The 22,256-nt window shown below is 58.6% G+C and carries 19 protein-coding genes, 1 other RNA gene and 1 pseudogene; 14 read left to right on the forward strand and 7 right to left on the reverse strand.

The genetic code is table 11. The features are described 5' to 3' along the window. Positions 1 to 279: 279 nt before the first annotated feature. Positions 280 to 1,479, forward strand: coding sequence for a multidrug efflux MFS transporter EmrD (gene emrD / locus AACX78_RS09840; RefSeq protein WP_005310343.1), 1,200 nt, complete (start codon positions 280 to 282; stop codon positions 1,477 to 1,479). Positions 1,480 to 1,533: 54 nt separating this feature from the next. Here the strand turns inward: emrD and AACX78_RS09845 are convergent, their stop codons facing one another. Next, positions 1,534 to 2,442, reverse strand: a complete 909-nt coding sequence (locus tag AACX78_RS09845; RefSeq protein WP_159166081.1) for a LysR family transcriptional regulator — start codon at positions 2,440 to 2,442, stop codon at positions 1,534 to 1,536. Between the two features lie 162 nt (positions 2,443 to 2,604). Here AACX78_RS09845 and fdhD point away from each other — a divergent pair, with 162 nt between their 5' ends. Together fdhD and AACX78_RS09855 are read left to right on the forward strand one after the other, a co-directional pair. After that, on the forward strand, positions 2,605 to 3,411 hold the full coding sequence (gene fdhD, locus AACX78_RS09850) for a formate dehydrogenase accessory sulfurtransferase FdhD (protein WP_236556314.1): 807 nt from the start codon (positions 2,605 to 2,607) through the stop codon (positions 3,409 to 3,411). Further along, the gene (locus AACX78_RS09855; protein WP_159166083.1) at positions 3,398 to 5,689 is read left to right on the forward strand and encodes an FdhF/YdeP family oxidoreductase; all 2,292 of its coding nucleotides are present in this window, start codon (positions 3,398 to 3,400) and stop codon (positions 5,687 to 5,689) included. Before fdhD ends, AACX78_RS09855 begins: the two co-directional genes overlap by 14 nt. 80 nt (positions 5,690 to 5,769) lie before the next feature. Here AACX78_RS09855 and ssrS read toward each other — a convergent pair. Both ssrS and zapA read right to left on the reverse strand, forming a co-directional pair. Further along, positions 5,770 to 5,952, reverse strand: a non-coding RNA gene (ssrS, locus tag AACX78_RS09860) — 6S RNA. 16 nt (positions 5,953 to 5,968) lie between these two features. Beyond that, a complete protein-coding gene (zapA, locus tag AACX78_RS09865) occupies positions 5,969 to 6,301 on the reverse strand; it encodes a cell division protein ZapA (RefSeq protein WP_005310350.1) in 333 nt (110 codons plus the stop codon). Positions 6,302 to 6,474: 173 nt separating this feature from the next. Here zapA and AACX78_RS09870 point away from each other — a divergent pair, with 173 nt between their 5' ends. From AACX78_RS09870 to AACX78_RS09905, 8 genes are all read left to right on the forward strand, one after another. Then, complete coding sequence (locus tag AACX78_RS09870; protein WP_087755928.1) at positions 6,475 to 7,044, forward strand: UPF0149 family protein; 570 nt, start codon at positions 6,475 to 6,477, stop codon at positions 7,042 to 7,044. A gap of 228 nt (positions 7,045 to 7,272) precedes the next feature. Then, positions 7,273 to 8,496 carry a 2-octaprenyl-6-methoxyphenyl hydroxylase gene (gene ubiH, locus AACX78_RS09875; protein WP_159166084.1) on the forward strand — a complete coding sequence of 408 codons (1,224 nt, stop codon included), beginning with the start codon at positions 7,273 to 7,275 and terminating at the stop codon, positions 8,494 to 8,496. Positions 8,497 to 8,598: 102 nt separating this feature from the next. Then, entirely contained in the window at positions 8,599 to 9,834 is a 1,236-nt protein-coding gene (locus tag AACX78_RS09880) for an FAD-dependent 2-octaprenylphenol hydroxylase (RefSeq protein WP_201302937.1), read from the forward strand. A gap of 415 nt (positions 9,835 to 10,249) precedes the next feature. Further along, positions 10,250 to 11,347, forward strand: coding sequence for a glycine cleavage system aminomethyltransferase GcvT (gene gcvT / locus AACX78_RS09885; RefSeq protein WP_043136808.1), 1,098 nt, complete (start codon positions 10,250 to 10,252; stop codon positions 11,345 to 11,347). 90 nt (positions 11,348 to 11,437) lie between these two features. Further along, positions 11,438 to 11,827: a glycine cleavage system protein GcvH gene (gcvH, locus tag AACX78_RS09890; RefSeq protein WP_087755926.1), complete on the forward strand. Its 390-nt coding sequence runs from the start codon at positions 11,438 to 11,440 to the stop codon at positions 11,825 to 11,827. Positions 11,828 to 12,130: 303 nt separating this feature from the next. Continuing rightward, the gene (gene gcvP / locus AACX78_RS09895) at positions 12,131 to 15,010 is read left to right on the forward strand and encodes an aminomethyl-transferring glycine dehydrogenase (protein WP_159166085.1); all 2,880 of its coding nucleotides are present in this window, start codon (positions 12,131 to 12,133) and stop codon (positions 15,008 to 15,010) included. A gap of 300 nt (positions 15,011 to 15,310) precedes the next feature. Beyond that, positions 15,311 to 15,778, forward strand: a complete 468-nt coding sequence (locus AACX78_RS09900) for a hypothetical protein (RefSeq protein WP_159166086.1) — start codon at positions 15,311 to 15,313, stop codon at positions 15,776 to 15,778. Positions 15,779 to 15,880: 102 nt separating this feature from the next. Beyond that, positions 15,881 to 16,225: a hypothetical protein gene (locus tag AACX78_RS09905; RefSeq protein ID WP_159166087.1), complete on the forward strand. Its 345-nt coding sequence runs from the start codon at positions 15,881 to 15,883 to the stop codon at positions 16,223 to 16,225. 164 nt (positions 16,226 to 16,389) lie between these two features. Here the strand turns inward: AACX78_RS09905 and AACX78_RS09910 are convergent. From AACX78_RS09910 to AACX78_RS09920, 3 genes and pseudogenes are all read right to left on the reverse strand, one after another. Next, positions 16,390 to 16,893, reverse strand: a pseudogene (locus AACX78_RS09910) (transposase domain-containing protein); the annotation flags it as partial. A 305-nt stretch (positions 16,894 to 17,198) separates the two neighbouring features. Then, positions 17,199 to 18,578, reverse strand: a complete 1,380-nt coding sequence (locus tag AACX78_RS09915) for a heavy metal sensor histidine kinase (protein ID WP_159166088.1) — start codon at positions 18,576 to 18,578, stop codon at positions 17,199 to 17,201. Beyond that, positions 18,575 to 19,246 carry a heavy metal response regulator transcription factor gene (locus tag AACX78_RS09920; protein ID WP_021139824.1) on the reverse strand — a complete coding sequence of 224 codons (672 nt, stop codon included), beginning with the start codon at positions 19,244 to 19,246 and terminating at the stop codon, positions 18,575 to 18,577. The genes AACX78_RS09915 and AACX78_RS09920 overlap by 4 nt, the downstream gene beginning before the upstream one ends. Before the next feature lie 135 nt (positions 19,247 to 19,381). On the opposite strand from AACX78_RS09920, the gene AACX78_RS09925 reads away from it, so the two are divergent. Both AACX78_RS09925 and uraH read left to right on the forward strand, forming a co-directional pair. Next, positions 19,382 to 19,897 carry a GlcG/HbpS family heme-binding protein gene (locus AACX78_RS09925; protein WP_236556315.1) on the forward strand — a complete coding sequence of 172 codons (516 nt, stop codon included), beginning with the start codon at positions 19,382 to 19,384 and terminating at the stop codon, positions 19,895 to 19,897. A gap of 10 nt (positions 19,898 to 19,907) precedes the next feature. Next, entirely contained in the window at positions 19,908 to 20,321 is a 414-nt protein-coding gene (uraH, locus tag AACX78_RS09930; RefSeq protein WP_339389515.1) for a hydroxyisourate hydrolase, read from the forward strand. A gap of 249 nt (positions 20,322 to 20,570) precedes the next feature. On the opposite strand, the gene AACX78_RS09935 is transcribed toward uraH, so the two are convergent. Then, positions 20,571 to 20,816, reverse strand: a complete 246-nt coding sequence (locus tag AACX78_RS09935) for a hypothetical protein (RefSeq protein ID WP_155603342.1) — start codon at positions 20,814 to 20,816, stop codon at positions 20,571 to 20,573. A 130-nt stretch (positions 20,817 to 20,946) separates the two neighbouring features. Here AACX78_RS09935 and AACX78_RS09940 point away from each other — a divergent pair, with 130 nt between their 5' ends. Then, the gene (locus tag AACX78_RS09940) at positions 20,947 to 22,230 is read left to right on the forward strand and encodes an MFS transporter (RefSeq protein ID WP_159166089.1); all 1,284 of its coding nucleotides are present in this window, start codon (positions 20,947 to 20,949) and stop codon (positions 22,228 to 22,230) included. The last annotated feature ends 26 nt before the right edge of the window (positions 22,231 to 22,256 follow it).

Here is a 22,256-nt window from a genome sequence, read left to right on the forward strand (position 1 = left end):
GAAGGCATCTTGTCGATGATAACCCCTTGATTTGTGTCGCTGACGGGGTGAACAACCCCGTCACATTAGGAAAACTAGGGAAAGCTGATTATAAAGATTCGTTCGTTTTTCGTGATCTGAATCACTAAGATCACCCCAAGCCAAGGGAGTGTCCTGCTCCCGGCCGGTGCGGGTTCTCCGCCTTGTATTTTCACCTTTGATTGACTCTGTTTTTTGGATCCCCTCTGCAGATTATCTGCCAGGGGAGCGGCAGCTTTTGATGATTTGCGGGACTGAGATATGTATCGGCACAGTTTTTACCCTCTGTTTTTTCTGACCATTCTCATGGTCGCTGTGGGCCAGATGACCCAAACCCTGTATGTGCCCTCCATTCCCATGATGGCAGGGGACTTCAACGTGGCCTCCGGCCAGTTGCAGGCGGTGATGGCCTGTTACCTGATCCCGTACGGGCTCTCCCAGTTTGTCTATGGTCCGCTGTCGGATCGCATCGGCCGTCGCCCCGTGCTGCTTATCGGCATGATGGTGTTTCTGGTGGGGACTCTGACCATTCAGCTGATCCCGAGCTTCACCGCGCTGCTGGTGGGCAGCCTGATCCAGGGGATGGGCACGGGTGCCGGTGGTGCCATGAGCCGGACCGTGATGCGCGACCGCTACAGCGGCGCCGAGCTCAACCGGGCCAACAGTCTGGTGAGCATGGGGGTGATTTTCTCCCCGCTGCTGGCCCCCGTGCTGGGCGGCTGGTTGACCGAGCTGTTCAACTGGCGTGCCGGCTACTGGTTCCTGTTTGGTTTTGGTGCCGTGACTACCCTGGCCCTGCTGGCCTGGTTTGGTGAAACCCTGCCGGTGGCGGCGCGTCAAGAGCGGCTGCGGGTCGGCGCCGCCTACCGCCATGTGCTGGGCAATCCACGCTTCCAGGGCAACCTGCTCTGCCTGATGGCGACCTTTGCCGGACTTGCCGTGTTTGAAGCGGCGGCAGGCGTGCTGCTCGGCGATGTGCTCAAACTGAGCGCCCGCACTGTCAGCGTATTGTTCGTGCTGCCGCTGCCCGGTTATCTGTTTGGTGCCTGGCTCTCTGCCAAGCTCAGTTTTCGCCTGAGCCAGGGCAAACTGATGCGCCTTGGCATCGCCTTCCTGGCGCTGGGGTCGCTCATCATACTGCTGCCAGGCCTGTTCGGGGTGGTGAGTGCCGCCTCTTTGGTGGGGGGCGCCGCTGTTTACTTCATCGGTAGCGGCATCCTCTATCCGACCGCGACTTCCTGCGCCATCGAACCCTTCCCGGGTCAGGCAGGGACGGCTGGCGCCATTCTTGGCGGGATGCAGAACCTGGGGGCGGGGATAGTCACTCTGCTGGCGGCTTGCTTCCCGATGGAGGGCCAGGTGACCCTGGGGGCCATCATGACGATCATGGTCCTGCTGGTAGCCCTGAGCTTTGCCTGGCTACGCCACCATGGATCGCCCCACGAGCAGATGGCGACCTGATCCTGTCTGTGCTCCTTGCATAACGAAGAAGCCCGCCATTGGCGGGCTTCTTCGTTATTGCGCCCAGCCTATGGTGGCGTCTTCTGCCACCAGCTCCAGGAAGGCCCTCATGGCGGGGGTGATGCTGTGCTGGCGAGTGAGGAAGACGGTGCTGCCGGCTTCGATCGGTTCTAGGGGATGACACACCAGATCAGAGAGCTGGCTGGCGGAGTGGGCGAGGCCAGCGCTGACGATGGCCCAGCCCAGCTGGTGGCGCACCGCACTCACCAGATGGAACAGGGAGTCTGTCTCCAGCACCACATTCAGGTTTATCCGTGCGCGCTCGGCGGCGAGATCCAGGTATCGGCGAAACTGCATGGAGCGGCTTGGCAGCACCAGTGGCCGGGTTTGCAGACTGGCCAGGGTCATGGGCGCAGAGGAGGGGAGGGGCTCCGCCGCGCCGCGGTTTTTCAATACCGCCATCCGGTTGTGACCTTGAGGGTAAAGGTTGAAGGCGTGCCTGCCGGGTTCACCGGGGGGCTCGTCAAACCCCAGACCTATGTCGCACTGGTGCAGCGCCAGCTGTGACAGCAGGGCTTCGTTGCTCAGCACCGACAGGCGAATGACGATATCTGGGTAGCGCTGCTTGCACCTGGCAATGAGCGGCATTATGTCGACATTGGATTGGGGCACTATGCCGATGCGCAAGGTGCCCGACAGTTCGCCGTGAAACAGCGCCAGCTCCTGCTTGAGCGCCTCCTGTTCGAGCAGCATCCGCTCGGCGTACTGGCGCACCAGCTCGCCCGCCTCGGTGAGGGCGACGAACTGGCTGGTGCGCACCACCAGATCCGTGCCCAGGTTTTTTTCCAGTGCCGTGATGCTGGCCGACAGGGTCGGCTGGGTGATGTGGCAGGCCTTGGCGGCCCTGGCAAAATGCCGATGCCTGGCCAGTTCGTGGAAATAGTGCAGTTGCTTGATGTTCATGGCGGTGTTGCGAGGCGTCTGGCAGGGTGATAGTTCAAATTAATCAATTGAAAATTCATCGTCAATAGAGTGATTCTATCGGGAGATAGATTTAATTCATTGGTTTTGCCGGTGCGGCCTCTCTAAACTTGAATGCAGTTTGCATTTTTAGGCCAACCTTTCATGCCTGCATCCAACCCCATGGTTCAACCTGCCGTCCACCATGCCTTGCCTTCGCTGGATCATCTGGTGGAAGAGGTGGCGGTATCCATCAATATCAATGGCATCAACCATGCGGTGATGATGGCGACACCGGACGATCTCGACGATTTTGCCATAGGATTTCTGTTCTGCGAGTCGATCATCCGGCACAACCACGATGTGCACGATATCCGGGTATCCCCCGCTGAACATGGCTTTGTGCTGGATGTTACCATCGCCAATCGTTGTCTGGCGCAGCTACAGCAGCGTCGGCGCAGGCTGACCGGCTCGACCGGCTGCGGCATCTGCGGGGTGGAGGCGGTCGAGCAGGCATTTCCCCCCTTGCCAGCTCTGCCGCTCACCCCACCCCTTGATCTCGCCTTGCTGGTCGAACTGCGCCCGCAGATTGCGCAGTGGCAGCTCAAAGGGCAGCACTCTGGCGCCCTCCATGCGGCGCTGGCGCTGGATGAGCAGGGGCGGATCCTCCACTGCCGCGAAGATATAGGGCGCCACAATGCCCTCGACAAGCTTATCGGTCTCTTGTTGCGCCAACCACAGGCCTGCGACACCCTGGTGGTGACCAGTCGCTGCGGCAGCGAGCTGGTGCAAAAGGCGGCGCTGTTCGGCGCTCGCCACCTCGTTTGTCTGGCGTCCCCCAGCCAGCTGGCGGTCAGGTTGGCCCTCAAATACAACCTCAATGTCGTCCATATTCCCAAGTTTGATGCCCCGGTCAGCTACTCCAGCTATCGCCCGGCGGATCCCATCGGAGAGTGCCATGAGTCATATTGAAAAACCTGCCAAAGCAGGCGGTTTCTCGTCCCTGCAGTCCACCATGAAGCAAGTGTTGCGCAGCCAGAAGACCCGCCAGAACATCAAGAATCTGCTGCGGGTCAACCAGACCGATGGCTTCGACTGTCCGGGCTGTGCTTGGGGTGACAACGATCACGGCGCCTTCCAGTTTTGTGAAAACGGCGCCAAGGCGGTGGCCTGGGAGTCGACCGGCAAGACGGTGGGGGCCGCATTTTTTGCGGCCCACTCGGTGCGCCAGCTGGCCACCCAGAGCGACTACTGGCTGGAGTATCAGGGGCGGCTGACCGAGCCGCTGCGCTATGACCCGGCGACAGATCACTATGAACCGATAAGCTGGGATGAGGCCTTTTCGCTGATCGCCGACACCCTAAAGGGGCTCGACAGCCCGGATGAGGTGGAGTTCTACACCTCGGGACGCGCCAGCAACGAGGCCTCCTATCTCTATCAGCTGTTTGGCCGCCTGTTTGGCACCAACAACTTCCCCGACTGCTCCAACATGTGCCACGAGGCAAGCGGGGTGGCGCTGACTCAGTCGGTGGGCGTCGGCAAGGGCACTGTGGTGCTGGATGATTTTGACCGTGCTGATGCGGTGTTCGTCTATGGCCAGAACCCGGGTACCAACCATCCGCGCATGATGAATGCCCTGCGCAAGGCGGCGCGAAATGGCTGCAAGATTGTCAGCTTCAACAACCTCAAAGAGGTGGCCCTCGAGCGCTTTGCCAGTCCGCAGAGCCCCCTTGAGCTGCTTACCCCGGCGGCGACCACCATCAGCCATCAGTACCTGACGCCCAAACTGGGCGGCGACATGGCCGCCATCCGTGGCATGGCCAAGTACATGCTGGAAGAGGCGCCCGAGGTGGTGGAGCGCGACTTCATCGCCCGCCATACCCGCCACTTTGACGAGTACGAGGCGCAGGTGCGCGCCACCGGCTGGGTCGAGATCGAGCAGCAATCCGGCCTGACTCGCGCCGATATCGTGCAGGCTGCCCGCGTGTTTGCCGCCAGTCGCAGCGTCATCAGCTGCTGGGCCATGGGGCTGACCCAGCATCTGCACTCGGTCGACACCATCCGCGAAATAGCCAACCTGCACCTGATGCGCGGCCAGATGGGCAAGCCGGGGGCAGGGCTCTGTCCGGTACGGGGCCACAGCAATGTGCAGGGCAACCGCACCATGGGGATCAACGAGAAGCCGACCGCAGCCTTTATCGAGCGGCTCGAGCGCCATCTGCAGGTGAGCCTGCCCAGGGAGCGTGGTCACAACGTCTATGAGGCGCTCAAGGCATTGCACGAGGGCAAGAGCAAGGTGCTTATCTGCCTGGGCGGCAACCTGGCCGCCGCCGCACCAGACACCGACTTCACCTGCGGGGCCATGAAGAGGGCCGTGCTCAATGTACAGATCAGCACCAAGCTCAACCGCAGCCACCTGCAGGTGGGCAAGGCGGCGCTGATCCTGCCCTGTCTGGGTCGTACCGAGCTCGATATCCAGCGCACGGGCAACCAGAAGATCACGGTGGAGGATACTTTCAGCATGGTGCACGCCTCGACCGGTACGGCCGAGCCTGTGTCGCCGCTCTGCTTGTCAGAGACCGACATAGTGGCGCGGATGGCCCACGCTACCCTTGGCAGCGAGCGGGTCGACTGGTTGGCGCTGCGCGATGACTATGGGCGCATTCGCGATCTCATCGAGCAGACCATCGCAGGTTTCACCGATTTCAATGCCCGAATCCAGCAGCCGTGCGGCTTTCATCTGGACAACGCCGCGGCGAAACTGAGGTGGAATACCGCCAGCGGCAGCGCCGAGTTTCGTGCCAGCACCCTGCCGCGCTCTGTGCTGCCGGAGTGTACCCGCCATGCCGAACAGATGTGCGACCAGCCGGTCTTGCTGCTGCAGAGCCTGCGCTCCCACGATCAGTACAACACGACCATCTACGGCATGGACGATCGCTATCGTGGCATCAAGGGCCAGCGCAACGTGGTGTTCATGAACGGGGCGGATGCCCGCCGTCTCGGCTTTGCCGAAGGAGACAGGGTCGATATGGCGGCCATCTGCAGCGACGGGCGCGAGCGGATTGTGACCGGATTCAACGTGGTGATCTACGAGATCCCGCAGGGCAATATCGCGGCCTACTATCCCGAAACCAACCCGCTGGTGCCCATCGACAGCATAGGAGAGGGCTCGTTTACCCCCACCTCCAAGTCGATACCCGTGCTGGTCACCGCCACCCGTCAGCAGGAAAATCTGCTGCTGAGCAAATGAGATAGCGCTGCCGTGCCGGTTGGTGAGTGATCTTTAAGCAAAGAAAAAGCCCGTCATCGTGATGACGGGCTTTTTGCTGTTGGTACCCCGGAGATGCCGTTGCCGGTTTGGGCCCTTGAACCGTAGGTTCAAGGCGGGAATCGAATCTGACCGCAGGCTTCTCGGTCGTGCCGAGCATGCACAATAGCCAGAAGGCCGATCCCCTGTTGGGTATGATTATCGGCTCGGGGACTTGAACCGGCTGACGCACATCCCAGGGAATTTTAAAACGTTGCGCGATTAGGGCTGCTGGCCCTGTTCGCTGGATTCGCCATACTGTCCGTGTTCGATCAGCGCCGCTTCTATGGTGCGTTGCAGCATCTTGATCCGCTTGTCCATGGTCTCAGAGTATTGGTGATTCTTCTCTTTTTCAAGGCAGAGCTCATGGCAAAAATTGAGTGCTGCCATCACCGCCAGCTGTTCGTTGCTGGAGACCTTGGAGCGCTGACGCAACTCTATGAGTTTGTCAGTCAGCTGGTCGGCGGCCTGGCGCAGGGCGTCCTGCTGTCCCAAGGGACAGGATACCTTGTAGGGACGTCCCAAAATGACGATTTCTACGGCCTCTGTGCTCATGCCTTCCTCAATACGGCGGTGCTGATTTCCGCCTTTATCCACGTGGACAACTGGGCGGGACTATATAGCGCAGATGCAGAAGTTTCAAGGCCTTGCTGGCTCTGGAAGGGGGAGAATGCTAGGATCCTGACCATTAATTCTGCATATTTGCCTGAACTTTGAGCGGATCTTCGATGAGCAAAACGAACCCCCTGAAATACACGGTCGTGGCCGACCTGATGGAACAGCATGAGCTGATGGCAACGGCAGTGGAGGCCCATGGCGTGATCTGCGGTCTCGTCTGCGGTGGCGTGGCACTGGATGACAAGAGCTGGCTGCCGCCTTTCAACGATCTGGTCAACGATGGTTTCGGCCTGCCGGCCCCGGTGCGCCAGGTGATGACAGATCTCTATCACGAGATAGTCGAGAGTCTGATGGCCCAGAAGGGCGTCGAGCTGCTGCTGCCAAGCGATGAGGCGCCGCTCGATGAGCGCATTGACTCGCTGGTGGACTGGTCTCAGGCATTTCTGGCCGGTTTTGGCGTGGCGCAGCAGGAGCTGTCCAAAGCGTCTGAAGAGTTGCAGGAGATGATCCAGGACATCGCCAGCATCACCCAGGTTTCTGCCGAGTTCGATCAGGAGGATGACGAGAACGAAGCCTCCTTCCTGGTGCTCTACGAGCATGTGCGTCTGGGGGTCATGATGACCTTCGAGGAGTTTGGCAAACGCCCGGATACCCCGATCGCACCGCCGACCTTGCATTGATTGGCCCTTGCGATCGTCACTGCGACAGAAACAGCATAAAACAACGCAGAGCGCCCAGGTGGCGCTCTGCTTTTATCCGGCCGGGTTGCAGGTGTCGGCTTGCTGGTATAGTCCGGCAGGTTTTCGATTGCATCATGGCCGCCCCCCGATTTTTGCCCGTGGCTTCGCATCCTGGCCCACTGCTTTGTGATAGCATGAGGCCACGTTTTAGCTTCCCCCTCTCATCTCATGTCTCAATCTGATCTGGTTCACGTCGATGTGGCTATCGTCGGCGGTGGAATGAGTGGCGCCGTGCTGGCGCTCTCCCTCGCAGCGCTACGAGGTGCTGATGGCAAGCCCCTGCAGATCCTGCTGCTGGAGGCGAGTGCCCCCGAGCTCACGCTTCACCCTGGCTTCGATGCCCGTGCCATAGCGCTCTCTGCAGGCACCTGCGAGGCGCTTGCCCGCCACGGACTCTGGCCTCGCTTTGCCCCTCACTGCTCCCCCATCACCCAGGTTCATGTCTCGGATCGGGGCCATGGCGGTCAGGCCAGGCTGTCGGCGACGGAATATGGTTTGCCCGCGCTCGGTCAGGTGATTGAGCTGTCGGCGGCAGGGATTGAGTTGCAACAGGCGATCGCGGCCTGCCCGCAGATCCGGATGTTGTGCCCGGCCATGCTGGCCAGGGTCGAGCCGCTGGAAGAGGGGGTGGATTTACTGCTGGCCAGCGGTGAGCGTTACCAGACCCGACTGCTGGTGGCGGCCGATGGCGGCAACTCCTTCGTGCGCCAGCACTTCAAGATGGCGGTGACCCGCCACGACTTTGAGCAGAGCGCCATCATAGCTACCGTCAAGACGGCGCAGGATCCTGCCGGTCGGGCGTTCGAGCGCTTCACCGAGGGGGGCCCGCTGGCCTTGTTGCCGATGCAGGAGGGGCTCTCCTCTCTGGTGTGGAGCGTCGGGCGGGATCAGGTGGATGAACTGATGGCGCTCGATGAAGCCGCGTTTCTCGCCCGGCTGCAGCAGGCGTTTGGCTGGCGGCTGGGGCGCTTCGAGCGGGCCGGTCAGCGCCACGTTTATCCGCTGGTGCTGACGGCGGCTGACTATCCACTGGCCCAGCGCACCGTGCTGGTGGGCAATGCCGCTCACCTGCTGCACCCTATCGCAGGGCAGGGCTTCAACCTCGGGATGCGCGACCTTGATTTGCTCACCCAGGCGGTTGCTCGTGCGCTTGCAGTGGGGGAGGACATCGGCAGCTTTGGTGTGCTCAACGGCTACTGGCAGCAACGCAAGGAGGATCAGGCCAAGACCATCTGGCTCACCTCCTCACTGGCCCAGCTCTTCTCCAATAGTTATGAGCCCCTGGTGGCGGGCCGCAACCTCTTGCTCTCCCTGATGGGGCGGCTGACTTGTCTCAAGGCGCCGCTGGCCTCCCGCACCCTGGGGTTTGTGGCCGACCTGTGCCGTAAATGAGGTGTGCCGCCCATAGGCGGCAGCAAACCGCGTATTGAACGGGGTCGATGCCAATGGGCGTCCCCTGCTGACCCTGTCGGTCAGCCACGAAAGGAACAGATGATGCAGATGCAAAACGTGGATGTGGTGATTGTGGGAGGTGGCATGGTGGGCCTGGGGCTCGCCGCCGCACTCAAGGAGAGTGGCCTCAAGATTGCCATCGTGGAGGGGCAGTTGCCCGAACCCCAGCTCGGCGAGGCACCGGACAACCGGGTCAGTGCCCTGAGTCTGGCCAGCCAGCGCATCTTGCAGCAGGTTGGCGCCTGGGCCGGTATCGAGGCGCGCCGCCTGCAGCCCTACGAGAAGATGCAGGTGTGGGAGCAAGACAGCTTCGGCCAGATTGGTTTTAATGCCGCCAGCCTGCGCCAGGCGGCGCTCGGCCACATAGTCGAGAATCGGGTCATCCAGCTGGCGCTGCTGGAGGCGATCCTCGGTGACAGTAACGGGGAGGCGAGCAACATCAGCCTGCTGAGCCCCGCCCGGGCAGCCAGCCTGCAAAGTGGCGAGGCGGGGTCACTCCTACTGCTGGATGATGGTCGCGCGCTGTCTGCCAAGCTGGTGGTGGCCGCCGATGGCGCCCACTCCTGGGTACGCCGCCAGGCCGACATTCCGCTCACCAGCTGGGATTACGGCCACCATGCCCTGGTGGCGACGGTGCGCTGTGCCGAGCCCCATGAGGCGGTTGCCCGCCAGATCTTCACCCCGGATGGCCCGCTCGCCTTCCTGCCCCTGTGGCAACCCAACCTCTGCTCCATCGTCTGGTCCGTGCCCGCCACCCGGGCCGAAGCGCTGTGCGCCTGCGATGATGAACAGTTCAACCGCCAGCTCACCACCGCCTTCGATGGCCGGCTGGGATTGTGCAAGGTGGAAGGGGCGCGCAGCGCCATCCCGCTCACCGCCCGCTATGCCCGTGACTTCGCCCGCGAGCGGCTGGTGCTGGTGGGGGATGCGGCCCACACCATACATCCGCTGGCGGGGCAGGGGGTCAACCTCGGCCTGCTGGATGCCGCCGCGCTGGCCGAGCAGATAGTGCAGAGCCAGCGTGCTGGCATTGATATCGGTCTGCTGGCCAACTTGCGCGGCTATGAGCGCTGGCGCAAGAGCGAGGCGGCCCGCATGTTGGCGGCGATGGAAGGGCTCAAGCGACTGTTCAGCGGGGCTAACCCCCTCAAGAAGCTGGTACGCGGGGTGGGATTGTGCGCCTTCGATGCGCTGGTGCCGCTCAAGCAGGGAGTGATCCGGGCTGCCATGGGGCTCGATGGCGAACTGCCTGCGCTGGCCAAGGGTGAAAAAATCTAATACTACTCAGGTTTTTTTACAACAAAACTAATGTGACGAGGCTGATGACCCATTTTGGGCATCAGCCTTTAATCTGGGTGGTAGGCGAAACGTTTTTCTTCAAATTGTGACGAAACGGTAAAAATCAAAATTTAATCTCGTGTGAGTCGCTGTTCGACTGTTTTTATCACTGTTTTTACCTTAGTGTCTGGGGTCTGTTTACTGGCGGTGGATTAGTTTTTTTTGAGCGGCGCGCTCGCCCTCTTGTCATATAATCCGCTGCGTTCAAGGAATTACTCTTGCCCCATGGGGCTGGAACGAGCACAGACTCCGACTGTCTCTTCTCTTTCTGTTGCACAGGCGATTGACCGTACTGTTGGCTGTCAGAGGAAGGCGGATTGCGAGTGTTGTCGCGAACGCTTAAGGAAACACAGCGATGATCCAGACTACAGTACTGCATCCCAAGCACCTGGAAGCCGGCGCCAAAATGGTGGATTTCCACGGTTGGGAAATGCCCATCAACTACGGCTCCCAGCTGGAAGAGCACCACGCGGTGCGCACCGATGCCGGCATGTTCGACGTCTCCCACATGACCATAGTCGACTTGACCGGCGAACGGGTCAAAGCCTTCCTGCAACACCTGCTGGCCAACGACGTGGCCAAACTCACAGTCCCGGGCAAGGCCCTCTACAGCGGCATGCTCAACCCCGATGGCGGCGTCATCGATGACCTCATTACCTATTATCTGACCGATACCTTCTACCGTCTGGTGGTGAACTCCGCCACTCGCGAGAAGGATCTGGCCTGGATCCGCCACCACGCCATCGATTTTGCCGTGAGCGTGACCGAACGCCCCGAACTCGCCATGATCGCGGTACAGGGCCCCAACGCCAAGGCTAAGGCGGCCAAGGTGTTCACCCCTGAGCAGAACGCGGCAGTAGAAGGCATGAAGCCCTTCTTCGGCGTGCAGGCAGGGGATCTCTTTATCGCCACCACCGGTTACACAGGTGAAGACGGTTATGAAATCGTGGTGCCGCAAGAGAAGGCGTGTGACCTGTGGCAGGCGCTGCTGGATAACGGCGTGGCCCCGTGCGGACTGGGTGCCCGCGATACCCTGCGCCTCGAAGCCGGCATGAACCTCTACAGCCAGGATATGGACGAGAGCATCAGCCCGCTCGCCGCCAACATGGCCTGGACCCTGGCCTTCGAACCGGCCTCCCGCCAGTTTATCGGTCGCGCCGCGCTGGAAGCACAAAAAGCGGCGGGTACCCAGCCCAAGCAGGTCGGTCTGGTGATGGAAGAGAAGGGTGTACTGCGTGCCGGCATGCCGGTCACCTTCACCACCGCCAGCGGCGAGAAACGGGAAGGTGTGATCACCTCCGGCTCTTTCTCGCCGACCCTGGGCTACAGTATTGCCCTGGCGCGGGTGCCCCGCGATATCGGCGAGCAGGCCGAGGTGGAGATCCGCAAGAAGCTGGTCACCGTCAAAGTCACCAAGCCCGCTTTCGTGCGCAACGGCCAGAAACTGGTGTAACAACCCCATTGCGGCGAAGGGGATCGCCTTCGCCAGTACCCCTTGTACCCCCTCCAGGTACAAGTGATCCAAGTGAATAAGGAAGCACAAATGAGCCATATCCCGAGCGAACTGAAATATGCCACCTCCCACGAGTGGATCCGTGTTGAAGCCAACGGCGAGGCCGTGGTTGGTATCACAGAGCACGCCCAGGATCTGCTGGGAGACATGGTATTTGTCGACCTGCCGGAAGTGGGCAAGCAAATTGGTGCCGGTGATGACTGCGCCGTAGCCGAGTCGGTCAAGGCCGCCTCTGACATCTACAGCCCGGTGAGTGGCGAGATTGTTGCCGTCAACGAAGAGCTGGAAGGCAGCCCTGAGCTGGTCAACTCAGACCCCTACGGCGCTGGTTGGCTGTTCCGCATCAAGCTGGACGACGCGGGTGAGCTCGCCAACCTGCTGGATGCCGAAGGCTACCAGAACCTGGTGGACGAAGAGTAATGCCCCCGGGCCCTGCCAACACGGCAGGGCCCGTTTGTATGTCTGCCAGCCGGACCCGTTCCGGCCGGCATCAGGGTGAAGTCGCCCGCGCCCGCCGCTTGCAGGCATGGCCTGCCATCGGGCCAGTCTGTTTGTGCGCCAGGTTATGCGTAACAAGGTGACCCCCTGTCGATGCTGTCGCAGCATCCGGTACCGCACTGTGCACACTGCCTGCGGGACCCAGAACATGAGTGGAGTCGGTATCAGCCGGCTATCAGGAACATCAGGTCTTGGTTACCAGGACTTATTACCAGGAATAGGGAAATGACCCAGTCACTGTTTGAACTCGAACAAAAAACCGATTTCATCCGCCGCCACATAGGCCCGGGTGAGGAAGAACTGCGTGTGCTGCTGGCCGAGGTGGGCGCCGAGAGTCTGGATGACCTGATTGAGCAGACGGTCCCCGCCGCCATTCGCCGTCCGGGCCCGCTTGGCATTGGTGCTTCCATGACCGAAGTGGAGGCACTGGCCAAACTCAAGGGCTACGCCGCCCAGAACAAGATTGCCAAGAGCTACATCGGCATGGGTTATCACGATACCCATGTGCCCCATGTCATCTTGCGCAACGTGCTGGAAAACCCGGGCTGGTATACCGCCTACACCCCCTATCAGCCCGAGCTGGCTCAGGGCCGCCTCGAAGCCCTGCTCAACTTCCAGCAACTCACGCTGGACTTGACCGGCATGGATCTCGCCAGCGCCTCCCTGCTGGATGAAGCGACTGCCGCCGCCGAGGCGATGGCGCTGGCCAAGCGGATGGCCAAGTCCAAATCCAACCTCTTCTTCGTGGCCGATGACGTGCACCCGCAGGTGATCGACGTGGTCAAGGAGCGCGCCGTGCACTTTGGCTTCGACGTGGCCGTCGGCCCTGCCAGCGAGGCGGTGAGCGAAGAGGTGTTCGGTGCCCTGTTCCAGTATCCCACCACCACGGGGGAAGTGAAGGATGTACGGGCACTGGTCGCCGCCGTGCAAGCCCAGAAGGGGCTGGCCTGCGTCAGTGCCGACCTGCTCTCCCTGCTGTTGCTCAAATCCCCGGGTGAACTGGGCGCCGACGTGGTGTTCGGCTCAGCCCAGCGCTTCGGCGTGCCCATGGGGTACGGTGGCCCCCACGCCGCCTTCTTCGCCACCCGCGACGCCTACAAGCGCTCCATGCCGGGTCGCATCATAGGCGTTTCCAAGGACGCCCGCGGCAAGAGTGCCCTGCGCATGGCGATGCAGACCCGCGAGCAACATATCCGCCGCGAGAAGGCCAACTCCAATATCTGTACCGCCCAGGTGCTCTTGGCCAACATGGCGAGCTTCTACGCCGTCTACCACGGCCCCGTGGGGCTGAAAACCATCGCCTCTCGCGTGCACCGTCTCACCACCATTCTGGCGCTGGGTCTCAAGAACAAAGGCGTTGCCCTCAAGCACGCCAGCTGGTTCGATACGCTTACCGTGCTGACGGGCGACAAGGCGGCACTGATCGCCAAGGCTGAAGGGCTCGGCATCAACCTGCGCACCGATCTCGATGGTGCCGTGGGTGTGTCCCTCTCCGAAACCACCACCCGCGCCGACGTGGCCGAGCTGTTTGATCTCTTCCTCGGCAAGGGACACGGCCTGGACGTGGAAGCGCTCGACAAGGCGGCCCAGACCCATCAGGGCATTCCGCAGGATCTGCTGCGCACCGACGCCGTGCTGACCCACGAGGTGTTCAACAAGTACCACTCAGAAACCGAGATGCTGCGTTACATCCACCGTCTCGAAGCCAAGGATCTGGCGCTCAACTACGCCATGATTTCCCTGGGTTCTTGCACTATGAAGCTCAACGCCACCGCCGAGATGATCCCGGTGACCTGGCCCGAGTTCGGCAAGCTGCACCCCTTCGCCCCGCTTGCCCAGGCCAAGGGCTACCAGCTGCTGCTGGCAGACCTGGAAGACTGGCTGGTGAAGGTGACCGGTTACGATGCGGTCTGCATGCAGCCGAACTCTGGCGCCCAGGGCGAATACGCAGGCTTGCTCGCCATCAAGAAGTACCACGAGTCCCGTGGTGACGGTCATCGCGATATCTGCCTCATTCCGGCTTCCGCTCACGGCACCAACCCTGCTTCTGCCCAGATGGCGGGTCTGCGGGTCATCGTCACCGCCTGTGACAAGTCCGGCAACGTGGATCTCGACGACCTGCGCGCCAAGGCCGCCGAGGCGGGGGAGAAGCTTAGCTGTCTGATGGTGACCTATCCCTCCACCCACGGGGTGTACGAGGAGACCATCAAGGAGGTGTGCGACATCGTTCACCAGCACGGTGGTCAGGTCTACCTCGACGGTGCCAACATGAACGCCCAGGTGGGCCTCACTGCCCCGGGCTTTATCGGGGCGGACGTGTCACACCTCAACCTGCACAAGACCTTCGCCATCCCTCACGGCGGTGGCGGTCCGGGCATGGGCCCCATAGGCGTGAAGAAACACCTGGCGCCCTTCGTGGCCGGCCACGCCGTGGTCAAGACCGACAAGGAGAGCCGCAACAACGGCGCCGTGTCGGCGGCACCGTTCGGTTCGGCCAGCATCCTGCCCATCAGCTGGATGTATATCGCCATGCTGGGTGATGAGGGGCTGAAGAAATCCACTCAGGTGGCCATCCTCAACGCCAACTATCTGGCCAAGAAGCTGGGTGAATCCTTCCCCGTGCTCTATTCCGGTCGCAACGGTCGGGTGGCTCACGAGTGCATCCTGGATATCCGCCCGCTGAAAGAGGCGTCCGGTATCAGCGAGATGGACGTGGCTAAACGGTTGATGGACTACGGCTTCCACGCGCCGACCATGAGCTTCCCGGTGGCGGGTACCCTGATGGTCGAGCCGACCGAATCCGAATCCAAGCGCGAGCTGGATCGCTTCGTCGAGGCGATGACTGCGATTCGTGCCGAGATTGCCAAGGTGCAGGAGGGGCAGTGGAGCCTGACCGACAACCCGCTGGTCCATGCGCCGCACACTCAGGATGACGTGATGGATGCAGAGTGGTCCCGTGGCTACAGCCGCGCCGAGGCGGTCTTCCCGTCCGAGGCCGTGCGCGCCGCCAAACTGTGGCCGTCAGTCAACCGCATCGACGACGTCTACGGCGATCGCAACCTCTTCTGCGCCTGCATCCCCACCGAGGATTACGTAGGGGAGTGAGGTAAGTAATCTGGGTCATTAAGTAGGGTGCAGTGCTCAGCCAGATGGAACAGAACAGCTCAACAGGAGATACACAGGCCTTGCATCCAGCAAGGCCTTTTTATTCTGATAGATGCCAATAATGGTGTGAAACAAATCAGTCAGAGGGGATTACTTGCCAGCTTCGGTGGGCTTAAGGGAAAAGTTTATTTTCATATGATGTTTATAACTAACACTCCTGGAGTTCATTCTGTTATAACTACAAGAATACAGCCTTAATTAAATTGTATCTTCCCATATAAAATAGATGTATGAGGTGACATGAAAGATGTACATGTAGGTTTCTGGCTCACGCTTGCCGCATTGATAGTTGTAGTTGTTTGGTGTGGCTATTACCTTGTAGCAAGGAATATCAACCACAAAGACATGGTTTTTTCTTATACGGCATTGTTTGCAGCGATGTGTCTATTCTTATTGAATGTATATTTTCCATTCCGTAGTGAGAGTGAGGTCAAACATATACACTCACATATATATCACAAGGGTAATCTTATCTGTTTTTATAAACATGACGATGATAAGTATGTACCACTCTTTGTTGCAAAAAATAAGAATCTAATTGTTAGCTTATCTAAAATCCCTCTTTCTGAAGAGGTGGTACAGTATGATGATATTGATGCGCGAGTGGACCTTAATAAGAAATTAGTTGAATACATGAGGTCTTGTTTCATTGGTTCTCTGGCAAATGACTTCCATGACTGGGAGGGTGAGCCTAAGGGTAACATCTGAGGAACGGCTGGTTTTTTCATTTCCAACAATGTTGATAATAAACATGAATATATATCACATAAAAAAATAATTCAGTATTCAGGGGCAAATATCAGCGATGAGATGTTGGGCGATTGCAATATATCTGAGTGGATTAAATTGCCAAAAGGAACAAAGATAAAAAAATTAGACAAAGGGGTTGCATTTGAAAGCACTCATTTTTTGATAAAAATTGAGTTTGTTGTTGATATAAATCATGTGTGGGATTTAAAGTATCACCCCGATGGGATACCTTATACCATTGGTGGTGTTAACTCACCATCCGATCGCTCCATTACATACTTTGCCACGATTAGGTACTCTACAGAATTCAAAAAGGAATTGTCAGGGAACCCTAAAAAAACAATATATAAAGAGTGGTCTGATAAAATGTTTTATTTTATAAACGACAGCTTCTCATTCTCCTAAGCCTGTACAGATCCAGTTATCACCGGATCCCACCCAACATCGGCTGCATAGTCGAATGCCGCCTGTTGCAGGGGATCCGCAATCCCGCCGTGTCTTGCCAGATAAGCCTCGCCTGTTAGCGGGGCCGATATTTCTATATGTCAATAGAGCAGAATTGACTTCCGGTGGCTGCTCAACGCCATTTGGCAAAGCATGTGTACCTGCGGATAAGCCGTCTCGCCCTGCCAGGTCTTGGGTTGGGCGAAGGCCGCCTTGTTCTTGGCTGTGTCCGGGGGTACGCCACATCACCCCATCGACGGTCAGCAGTTGTAGGCCGGCCCAATCCGGGTGGTAAGACGGTTGATACCAATAGGCAGCGGTCTCGTGGAACAGGCGCTTGATGCTTTTATCCCCGAGCTTCTGGCGGGCTTGCAGAAAGGCACTGGGGACGACGAAGGGACGCTCGCCCGGCAGCAGTATATCGATCTGATTGACGAGCTGAGTCAGGGGAACATGGTCATGCCGATGATGGCCCAGACCAGCCGCTCCATGGGCGTGCGGCGACGGTGCAGAGTCACGCCCCCTTCTTCGTGGAGCCGCGCAGTAATCAGCTCGGGAGGAATGAGGTCCGAGAGTGGGTCAAGCTGAGCAGCATTGCTGGCGTGAAGGAAGTCGAGAGCTTGTTCGATACGCGTAAAAAATTCGAAACCAAATCAACTGGTTTCGGATTTTTGCATATCAGGAGGATCGGTTAATGGTTCCTTAACTAATCGGTATTACTGCAATAGCAGGGCATTTTTTGCTTACATGTTTATGAGGATGATTTTTCCAATCAGTCGAGGTGATGCTGTTAGAGATAGCCGGTGGCTTTTTCGTTAAGCTCAACAAAGCGAGAGAAGCAGATGGTTTTACGAGCCAATTTGTTGTCACGCGCTATATGACCGTGTTGACACGGACACATTGCTCATCTCATCAGGTCAACCCTCATATCAGGCTACTGCGTCGTATGGCCGGATAATGGAAAGAAGAGCTCAAATAGGGTGCCCCCTTCATTGCTGCTGACCTCAACATGACCCTTATGAGACTGCATAATGGATTTCACGATTGCCAAGCCAAGTCCCCCAGAATCATCTGGTTGGTTACGTGATGGGTCGCAACGGTAGAAGCGTTCAAAGAGATACGGCAGATGCGCTGCAGCTATTGGCTCTCCCAAGTTATGTACTCGGAGCGTCAGACAGGTTGCAGTGTGAGCGCAACTGATAGTGATCTGCGTGTCTGGTGCCGCGTAACGCAGGGCATTGGCAATCAGATTGGCCAGTGCCCGCCGGGCTAAATCGGGGTTGGCCACTAATTGGCCATGGGTTAGGTTGGCTAGCGTAATCCCTCGCTCTTGCCCCATTCCCTCGAAATATTCACACAGTTGCTCCACCAGACTGTGGAGTGCCATCGTCTCATGTCGTAGCGTTTTGTTGGGCTGCTCGGTGCGAGCCAAGAACAACATGCTGTCGACCATCCGGGCCAAGCGTTCGTACTCTTCTTGGTTCGATACCAGCAGATTCTGATACTCCGCTATTGAGCGGTCACGGCTGAGCGCTTGCTGGGTTTGCCCGGTCAAATTACTGAGCGGGGTGCGCATCTCGTGGGCCAGATCTTCGGAAAAACGTGATAGCTGAGTGAAGCCCTGTTCCAGGCGTGCAAGCATTTGATTCAGGGCGCGACTGAGTGCACTCAGTTCATTCAACTCTTCAAACTCAGACAAGCGCAGATGCAGGTGCTGTACATCAATGGCGGCGGCGTGCATCGCCAGTTGACGAACTGGTTTCAAGCCGCGCAGGCTGACCAACCAGCCGAGTAAAAAGGCTAGCAAGGCGTCTATGGTCAACGCTGCTAGCACTTTTAGCCGATAGGCGCTGAGCATCTGTTCGCGTTCACCGAGGTATTTGCCCGTAATCAAGGTCAGGCGGTGCTGCGCCGTGACCACATCCAACCAGGCCAGACGCAATAATGGGGTCTGCGAACTATCTGACAGCCTAGGTTCTGGTGCTGCAGGCAAGGTGGGACGTGGCAGGGCAAGCGGATTAATATCGATCTGTAATTGGTCATGGTCATCGACAATCCAGAGCAGGCTGTCCCGATTGCCCAACATGCTGTCGTAAAGCTGGGGGCGAGTGCGTAGGGTATCGATACTGGCACTGTCATGGATCAGTGCCTGAATCCGCTCCAGGCGGCCTAGCAATGCTTGATCATCGCGCCAGACAAGCTCACGTTGCAGTGATTGATATAAATAAAACCCCACAGCCCCGAGCAGCAACACGCTAACCAAGGCGAACATCATCGCCAGGCGAAGGCTCAATGTGCGTGGCCACCAACTCATGGTTGTACATCCAGCCTGTAGCCAATGCCACGGATGGTGTGAATCAACTTGCTTGAGTAAGGATCATCAACCTTGGCCCGCAAGCGACGAATTGCCACATCAACCACATTGGTGTCGCTATCAAAATTCATCTGCCAGACATGTGAGGCGATCAAGGTTCGTGACAACACTTCACCTTCACGACTGAGCAAGAGATGCAGTAACGCAAACTCCTTGTTGGTCAGGGTTAAGCGTTCACCATTACGAGTGACCTTGCGTGTGAGCAGGTCCAGATGCAAATCGGCGATCTGATAACGTTCGGCTTCACGCGGTGGGCCGCGCCGTAGCAGTGTCCGTACTCGAGCAAGTAACTCGGCGTAAGAGAAGGGTTTTACCAGATAATCATCGGCTCCGAGCTCCAACCCCTTGACCCTGTCTTCGATAGCATCACGAGCGGTTAAAAACAGTACCGGCGTCTGCCATTTGCGCCGAATGATCTGTAATAGCTGCCAACCGTCCAGCTTGGGCAGCATGACGTCAAGGATGATCAGGTCAAATTCACTTTCCTGAACCAGATGTTGGCCATCGAGGCCATTCAACGCCACCTCAACCAAGAAGCCTGATTCGCTCAGCCCTTTGCACAGGTAATCTGCTGTTTTCACCTCATCTTCCACAATCAATATCCGCATCATCCCCTCCCATCACAGCCCTCTACTTTAGAGCTATATCGTCGAACGTCCCATTACAAATTTGTCATCTCAAGGCAATCAGTCTGAGCGCCATGTTTATGCACTATGGCGAAGAACCGCTCAAGGGAGCGTCCAATGGGAGGATTGATGCTTATCCGAAAAAAGTACGCCTTATCAGCCATGGCGTTGGCACTGAGCTCCAGTGTGGTGTGGGCGGAAACCCCGCTAGTTGCACAACGCTCAGATGTGACCTTGTCGATGGCCAATCAGTTGCTGCAAGCGACGTTGGCTGCCTGCCACGCAGAGGGGCGCACCGGCGTCGCAGCAGTGGTCGATCGTGGTGGTCATCTGGTGGCACTGCAGCGGGATGACAACGTCGGACCGCACAATACGTTGGCTGCCCAGCGTAAAGCGTTCACTGCGTTATCAACGAAAACGGCCACCGGCCTGTTAGCTGAACGGGCACGCAGTAATCCTGACGCGGCAAACCTCAATACAGTGGCTGAGTTATTGCTGCTAGGCGGTGGTGTTCCGCTAAAAGTGGGCGATCAGGTCATTGGCGCTATCGGTGCCGCTGGCGCTGGTGGCGCTCAGTTCGATGAAGGTTGTGCGCTGCAAGCAATCTCACACGTGTTACCTACCCTTAAATAACTTGGAGAATATGATGAACATGCTGAAAACCCTGATCGCCGGCGCTGCTTTGTGCAGCATCTCGACAGTTGCGCTGGCAGCAGCCAATCCGCTGAGTGTCCATGTGCTTAACCTGCAAGATGGCTTGCCGTCACCCGGGGTGAGCGTCACCTTGGAAAAGAAGAGCGGTGAGAATTGGAACACGCTAAACACAGCTTCTACCAATGAGCAGGGGCGCATTACTGAACTGTATCCAGCAGGTAAAGCGCTGGAGAAAGGCACTTATCGCGTGACGTTTAAGACCGGTGACTGGTTTAAGCAGCACACAACGGCCACCTTCTTTCCAGAAGTGCCGGTGATTTTCGAAGCTGATGGTAGCGTACCGCATTACCATATTCCGTTGCTGCTCAGCCCTTACGGCTTCTCAACCTATCGCGGCAACTGAGTGGTGAGAGCCAAGTTGACCTGACGGACTGCTAGTTGTGTAAACCCACCAAGTTGTTCACTCGGGTACCTCGGATGATTGGTCTGGTTGGCGCCTCCAATTTTCCGGAAATGCCCCGAGTGAACAACCTACAGAGAGATCACATCTAGCAGCCCGATAAAACCAAGGCCACCCCAGCGGGTGGCCTTGTTGTTTATGGCGAATGTCTGACATGACATCACGCCGGAGTCTTCCCAGCCTCGGGCTACGTCAGGACTTGGCCGGTGCAAGCAGGGCCAGGGCTTTGGCCAGGGTATCAACGGATGCCTGATGCTTGCCTGCCTTGTGCAGGGTTTCCCCTTCGGCGCGCAGCTTTTTCACCTCGGCCAGTTGCTCTGCACTGAGGGCCGGGCCTTTGGCGAGGGCGTCATCGATGCTCTTCATGTCTGCAGGGCAGTGAAAGGCGAGGGCGTTGCCGGCAAAGAGCAGGCCGATCATCAACAGTTTGGTTTTCATGTTTGTTACCTCAAGGAGGGTGCTCATCAAGGATAGCGCGCCCCTTGCAGGGCCGGTTGGGTTGATGTGGGCAGGAAGCAAGCGGTACCATGACTGTTTAGCTCATTAATGAGCCACACAGGGAGACCCAATGTCACTCACAAGGTTGCTGTCACCCTTGGCCAGTCTGGTGATTTTTATCCTGGGCCACGGCATGTTCAATACCCTGCTGACGGTGCGCCTCTCGGCCGAGCAGGTGTCGGTGCAAGCCATAGGCCTGGTGTCGGCCGCCTATTTTGGCGGTCTGGTGCTGGGCGCTTTCGTCAATGCGCGCCTCATTATCCGGGTGGGTCATATCCGGGCCTATGCGGCCTACGCCTCTCTGCTCTGTTTTCTGTTTCTGCTGCACGGCATGGTGGTGGAACCCGTCAGCTGGGCGGCGCTGCGGCTGGTGGGGGGCTTTGCCACCGGCGGTCTGTTCGTGGTGCTGGAGTCCTGGATGCTGGTCTCTAGCTCCCCGGCCAACCGGGGGCGGCTGATGTCGCTCTACATGATCCTGCTCTACGGATCCCTGGCCATGGGCCAGTTGCTGCTCAAGTGGGTGGATCCCATGGTGCTGACACCGTTTGCCCTGTGTGCCATGGCGGCCACCCTGTCGGTGGTGCCGCTTGCGCTCTCCCGGGTGGCCACACCGGCCATGGTAGCGCCCCAACCGGTCGGGGTGATCGAGCTGGTGCGGCTCACCCCGGCGGGCATGGGCAGCAGTTTCACCTCAGGCCTCATCCTCGGTGCCATCTACGGTCTGTTGCCGCTTTATTTTACCGATAGCGGGGCTTCGCTTTCGCGGGTGGCGGACATGATGGCGCTGGTGATCCTGGGGGGCATGTGCCTGCAGTATCCCATTGGCCGCATCTCTGATCGCTATGACCGGCGGCTGGTGATCCTGCTGCTCAGTGCCGTGCTGACCCTGCTTGCTTTGCTGATGGTGTTGTTGCCCGAGGATTGGCGCGAGCCAATCGCCGGCGTCCTGGTGTTCTTGCTGGGGGGGATGGCGTTCTCCATTTACCCCCTGAGTCTGAGCCATGCCTGCGATGAGCTGCGCCCGGATCAGGTGTTGGGGGCCAATCAGGGGTTGCTGCTCGCCTACAGTTTGGGTGCCATGATAGGACCATTGCTGGCGCCTTTTGTCATAATGCAGTTCGGGCCACAGGGGCTGTTTGTCTACTTTGCCCTGTGCGGCGCCCTGCTGACGGCGTATCTGGGCTGGCGCAAGCGGCAGCGGGCACCCATTCCACTGGCCGAGCATCAGGTGTTCATGCCGGTACCACCCAATACCCCCATGACAGCGGAGCTGGAGCCGAGAACGGATCTGGAAGGGGAAGCTGTGACTGCGACCTTTGCCACGCCCGAGGCGGAGGATGTGAAGGCCAACTAGCACTTGGTGAATAACACGGATAAAAA

Origin of the sequence: Aeromonas sp. 9A (assembly GCF_963900955.1) — a bacterium.
In the GTDB taxonomy this organism is placed as follows: Bacteria; Pseudomonadota; Gammaproteobacteria; order Enterobacterales; family Aeromonadaceae; genus Aeromonas; species Aeromonas salmonicida.

Bases quoted from the DNA above. Each gene is read 5' to 3' on its own strand.
- emrD (WP_005310343.1), top strand. From the start codon at position 280: ATGTATCGGCACAGTTTTTACCCTCTGTTTTTTCTGACCATTCTCATG.
- AACX78_RS09845 (WP_159166081.1), bottom strand. From the start codon at position 2,442: ATGAACATCAAGCAACTGCACTATTTCCACGAACTGGCCAGGCATCGG.
- fdhD (WP_236556314.1), top strand. From the start codon at position 2,605: ATGCCTGCATCCAACCCCATGGTTCAACCTGCCGTCCACCATGCCTTG.
- AACX78_RS09855 (WP_159166083.1), top strand. From the start codon at position 3,398: ATGAGTCATATTGAAAAACCTGCCAAAGCAGGCGGTTTCTCGTCCCTG.
- zapA (WP_005310350.1), bottom strand. From the start codon at position 6,301: ATGAGCACAGAGGCCGTAGAAATCGTCATTTTGGGACGTCCCTACAAG.
- AACX78_RS09870 (WP_087755928.1), top strand. From the start codon at position 6,475: ATGAGCAAAACGAACCCCCTGAAATACACGGTCGTGGCCGACCTGATG.
- ubiH (WP_159166084.1), top strand. From the start codon at position 7,273: ATGTCTCAATCTGATCTGGTTCACGTCGATGTGGCTATCGTCGGCGGT.
- AACX78_RS09880 (WP_201302937.1), top strand. From the start codon at position 8,599: ATGCAGATGCAAAACGTGGATGTGGTGATTGTGGGAGGTGGCATGGTG.
- gcvT (WP_043136808.1), top strand. From the start codon at position 10,250: ATGATCCAGACTACAGTACTGCATCCCAAGCACCTGGAAGCCGGCGCC.
- gcvH (WP_087755926.1), top strand. From the start codon at position 11,438: ATGAGCCATATCCCGAGCGAACTGAAATATGCCACCTCCCACGAGTGG.
- gcvP (WP_159166085.1), top strand. From the start codon at position 12,131: ATGACCCAGTCACTGTTTGAACTCGAACAAAAAACCGATTTCATCCGC.
- AACX78_RS09900 (WP_159166086.1), top strand. From the start codon at position 15,311: ATGAAAGATGTACATGTAGGTTTCTGGCTCACGCTTGCCGCATTGATA.
- AACX78_RS09905 (WP_159166087.1), top strand. From the start codon at position 15,881: ATGTTGGGCGATTGCAATATATCTGAGTGGATTAAATTGCCAAAAGGA.
- AACX78_RS09915 (WP_159166088.1), bottom strand. From the start codon at position 18,578: ATGAGTTGGTGGCCACGCACATTGAGCCTTCGCCTGGCGATGATGTTC.
- AACX78_RS09920 (WP_021139824.1), bottom strand. From the start codon at position 19,246: ATGCGGATATTGATTGTGGAAGATGAGGTGAAAACAGCAGATTACCTG.
- AACX78_RS09925 (WP_236556315.1), top strand. From the start codon at position 19,382: ATGGGAGGATTGATGCTTATCCGAAAAAAGTACGCCTTATCAGCCATG.
- uraH (WP_339389515.1), top strand. From the start codon at position 19,908: ATGATGAACATGCTGAAAACCCTGATCGCCGGCGCTGCTTTGTGCAGC.
- AACX78_RS09935 (WP_155603342.1), bottom strand. From the start codon at position 20,816: ATGAAAACCAAACTGTTGATGATCGGCCTGCTCTTTGCCGGCAACGCC.
- AACX78_RS09940 (WP_159166089.1), top strand. From the start codon at position 20,947: ATGTCACTCACAAGGTTGCTGTCACCCTTGGCCAGTCTGGTGATTTTT.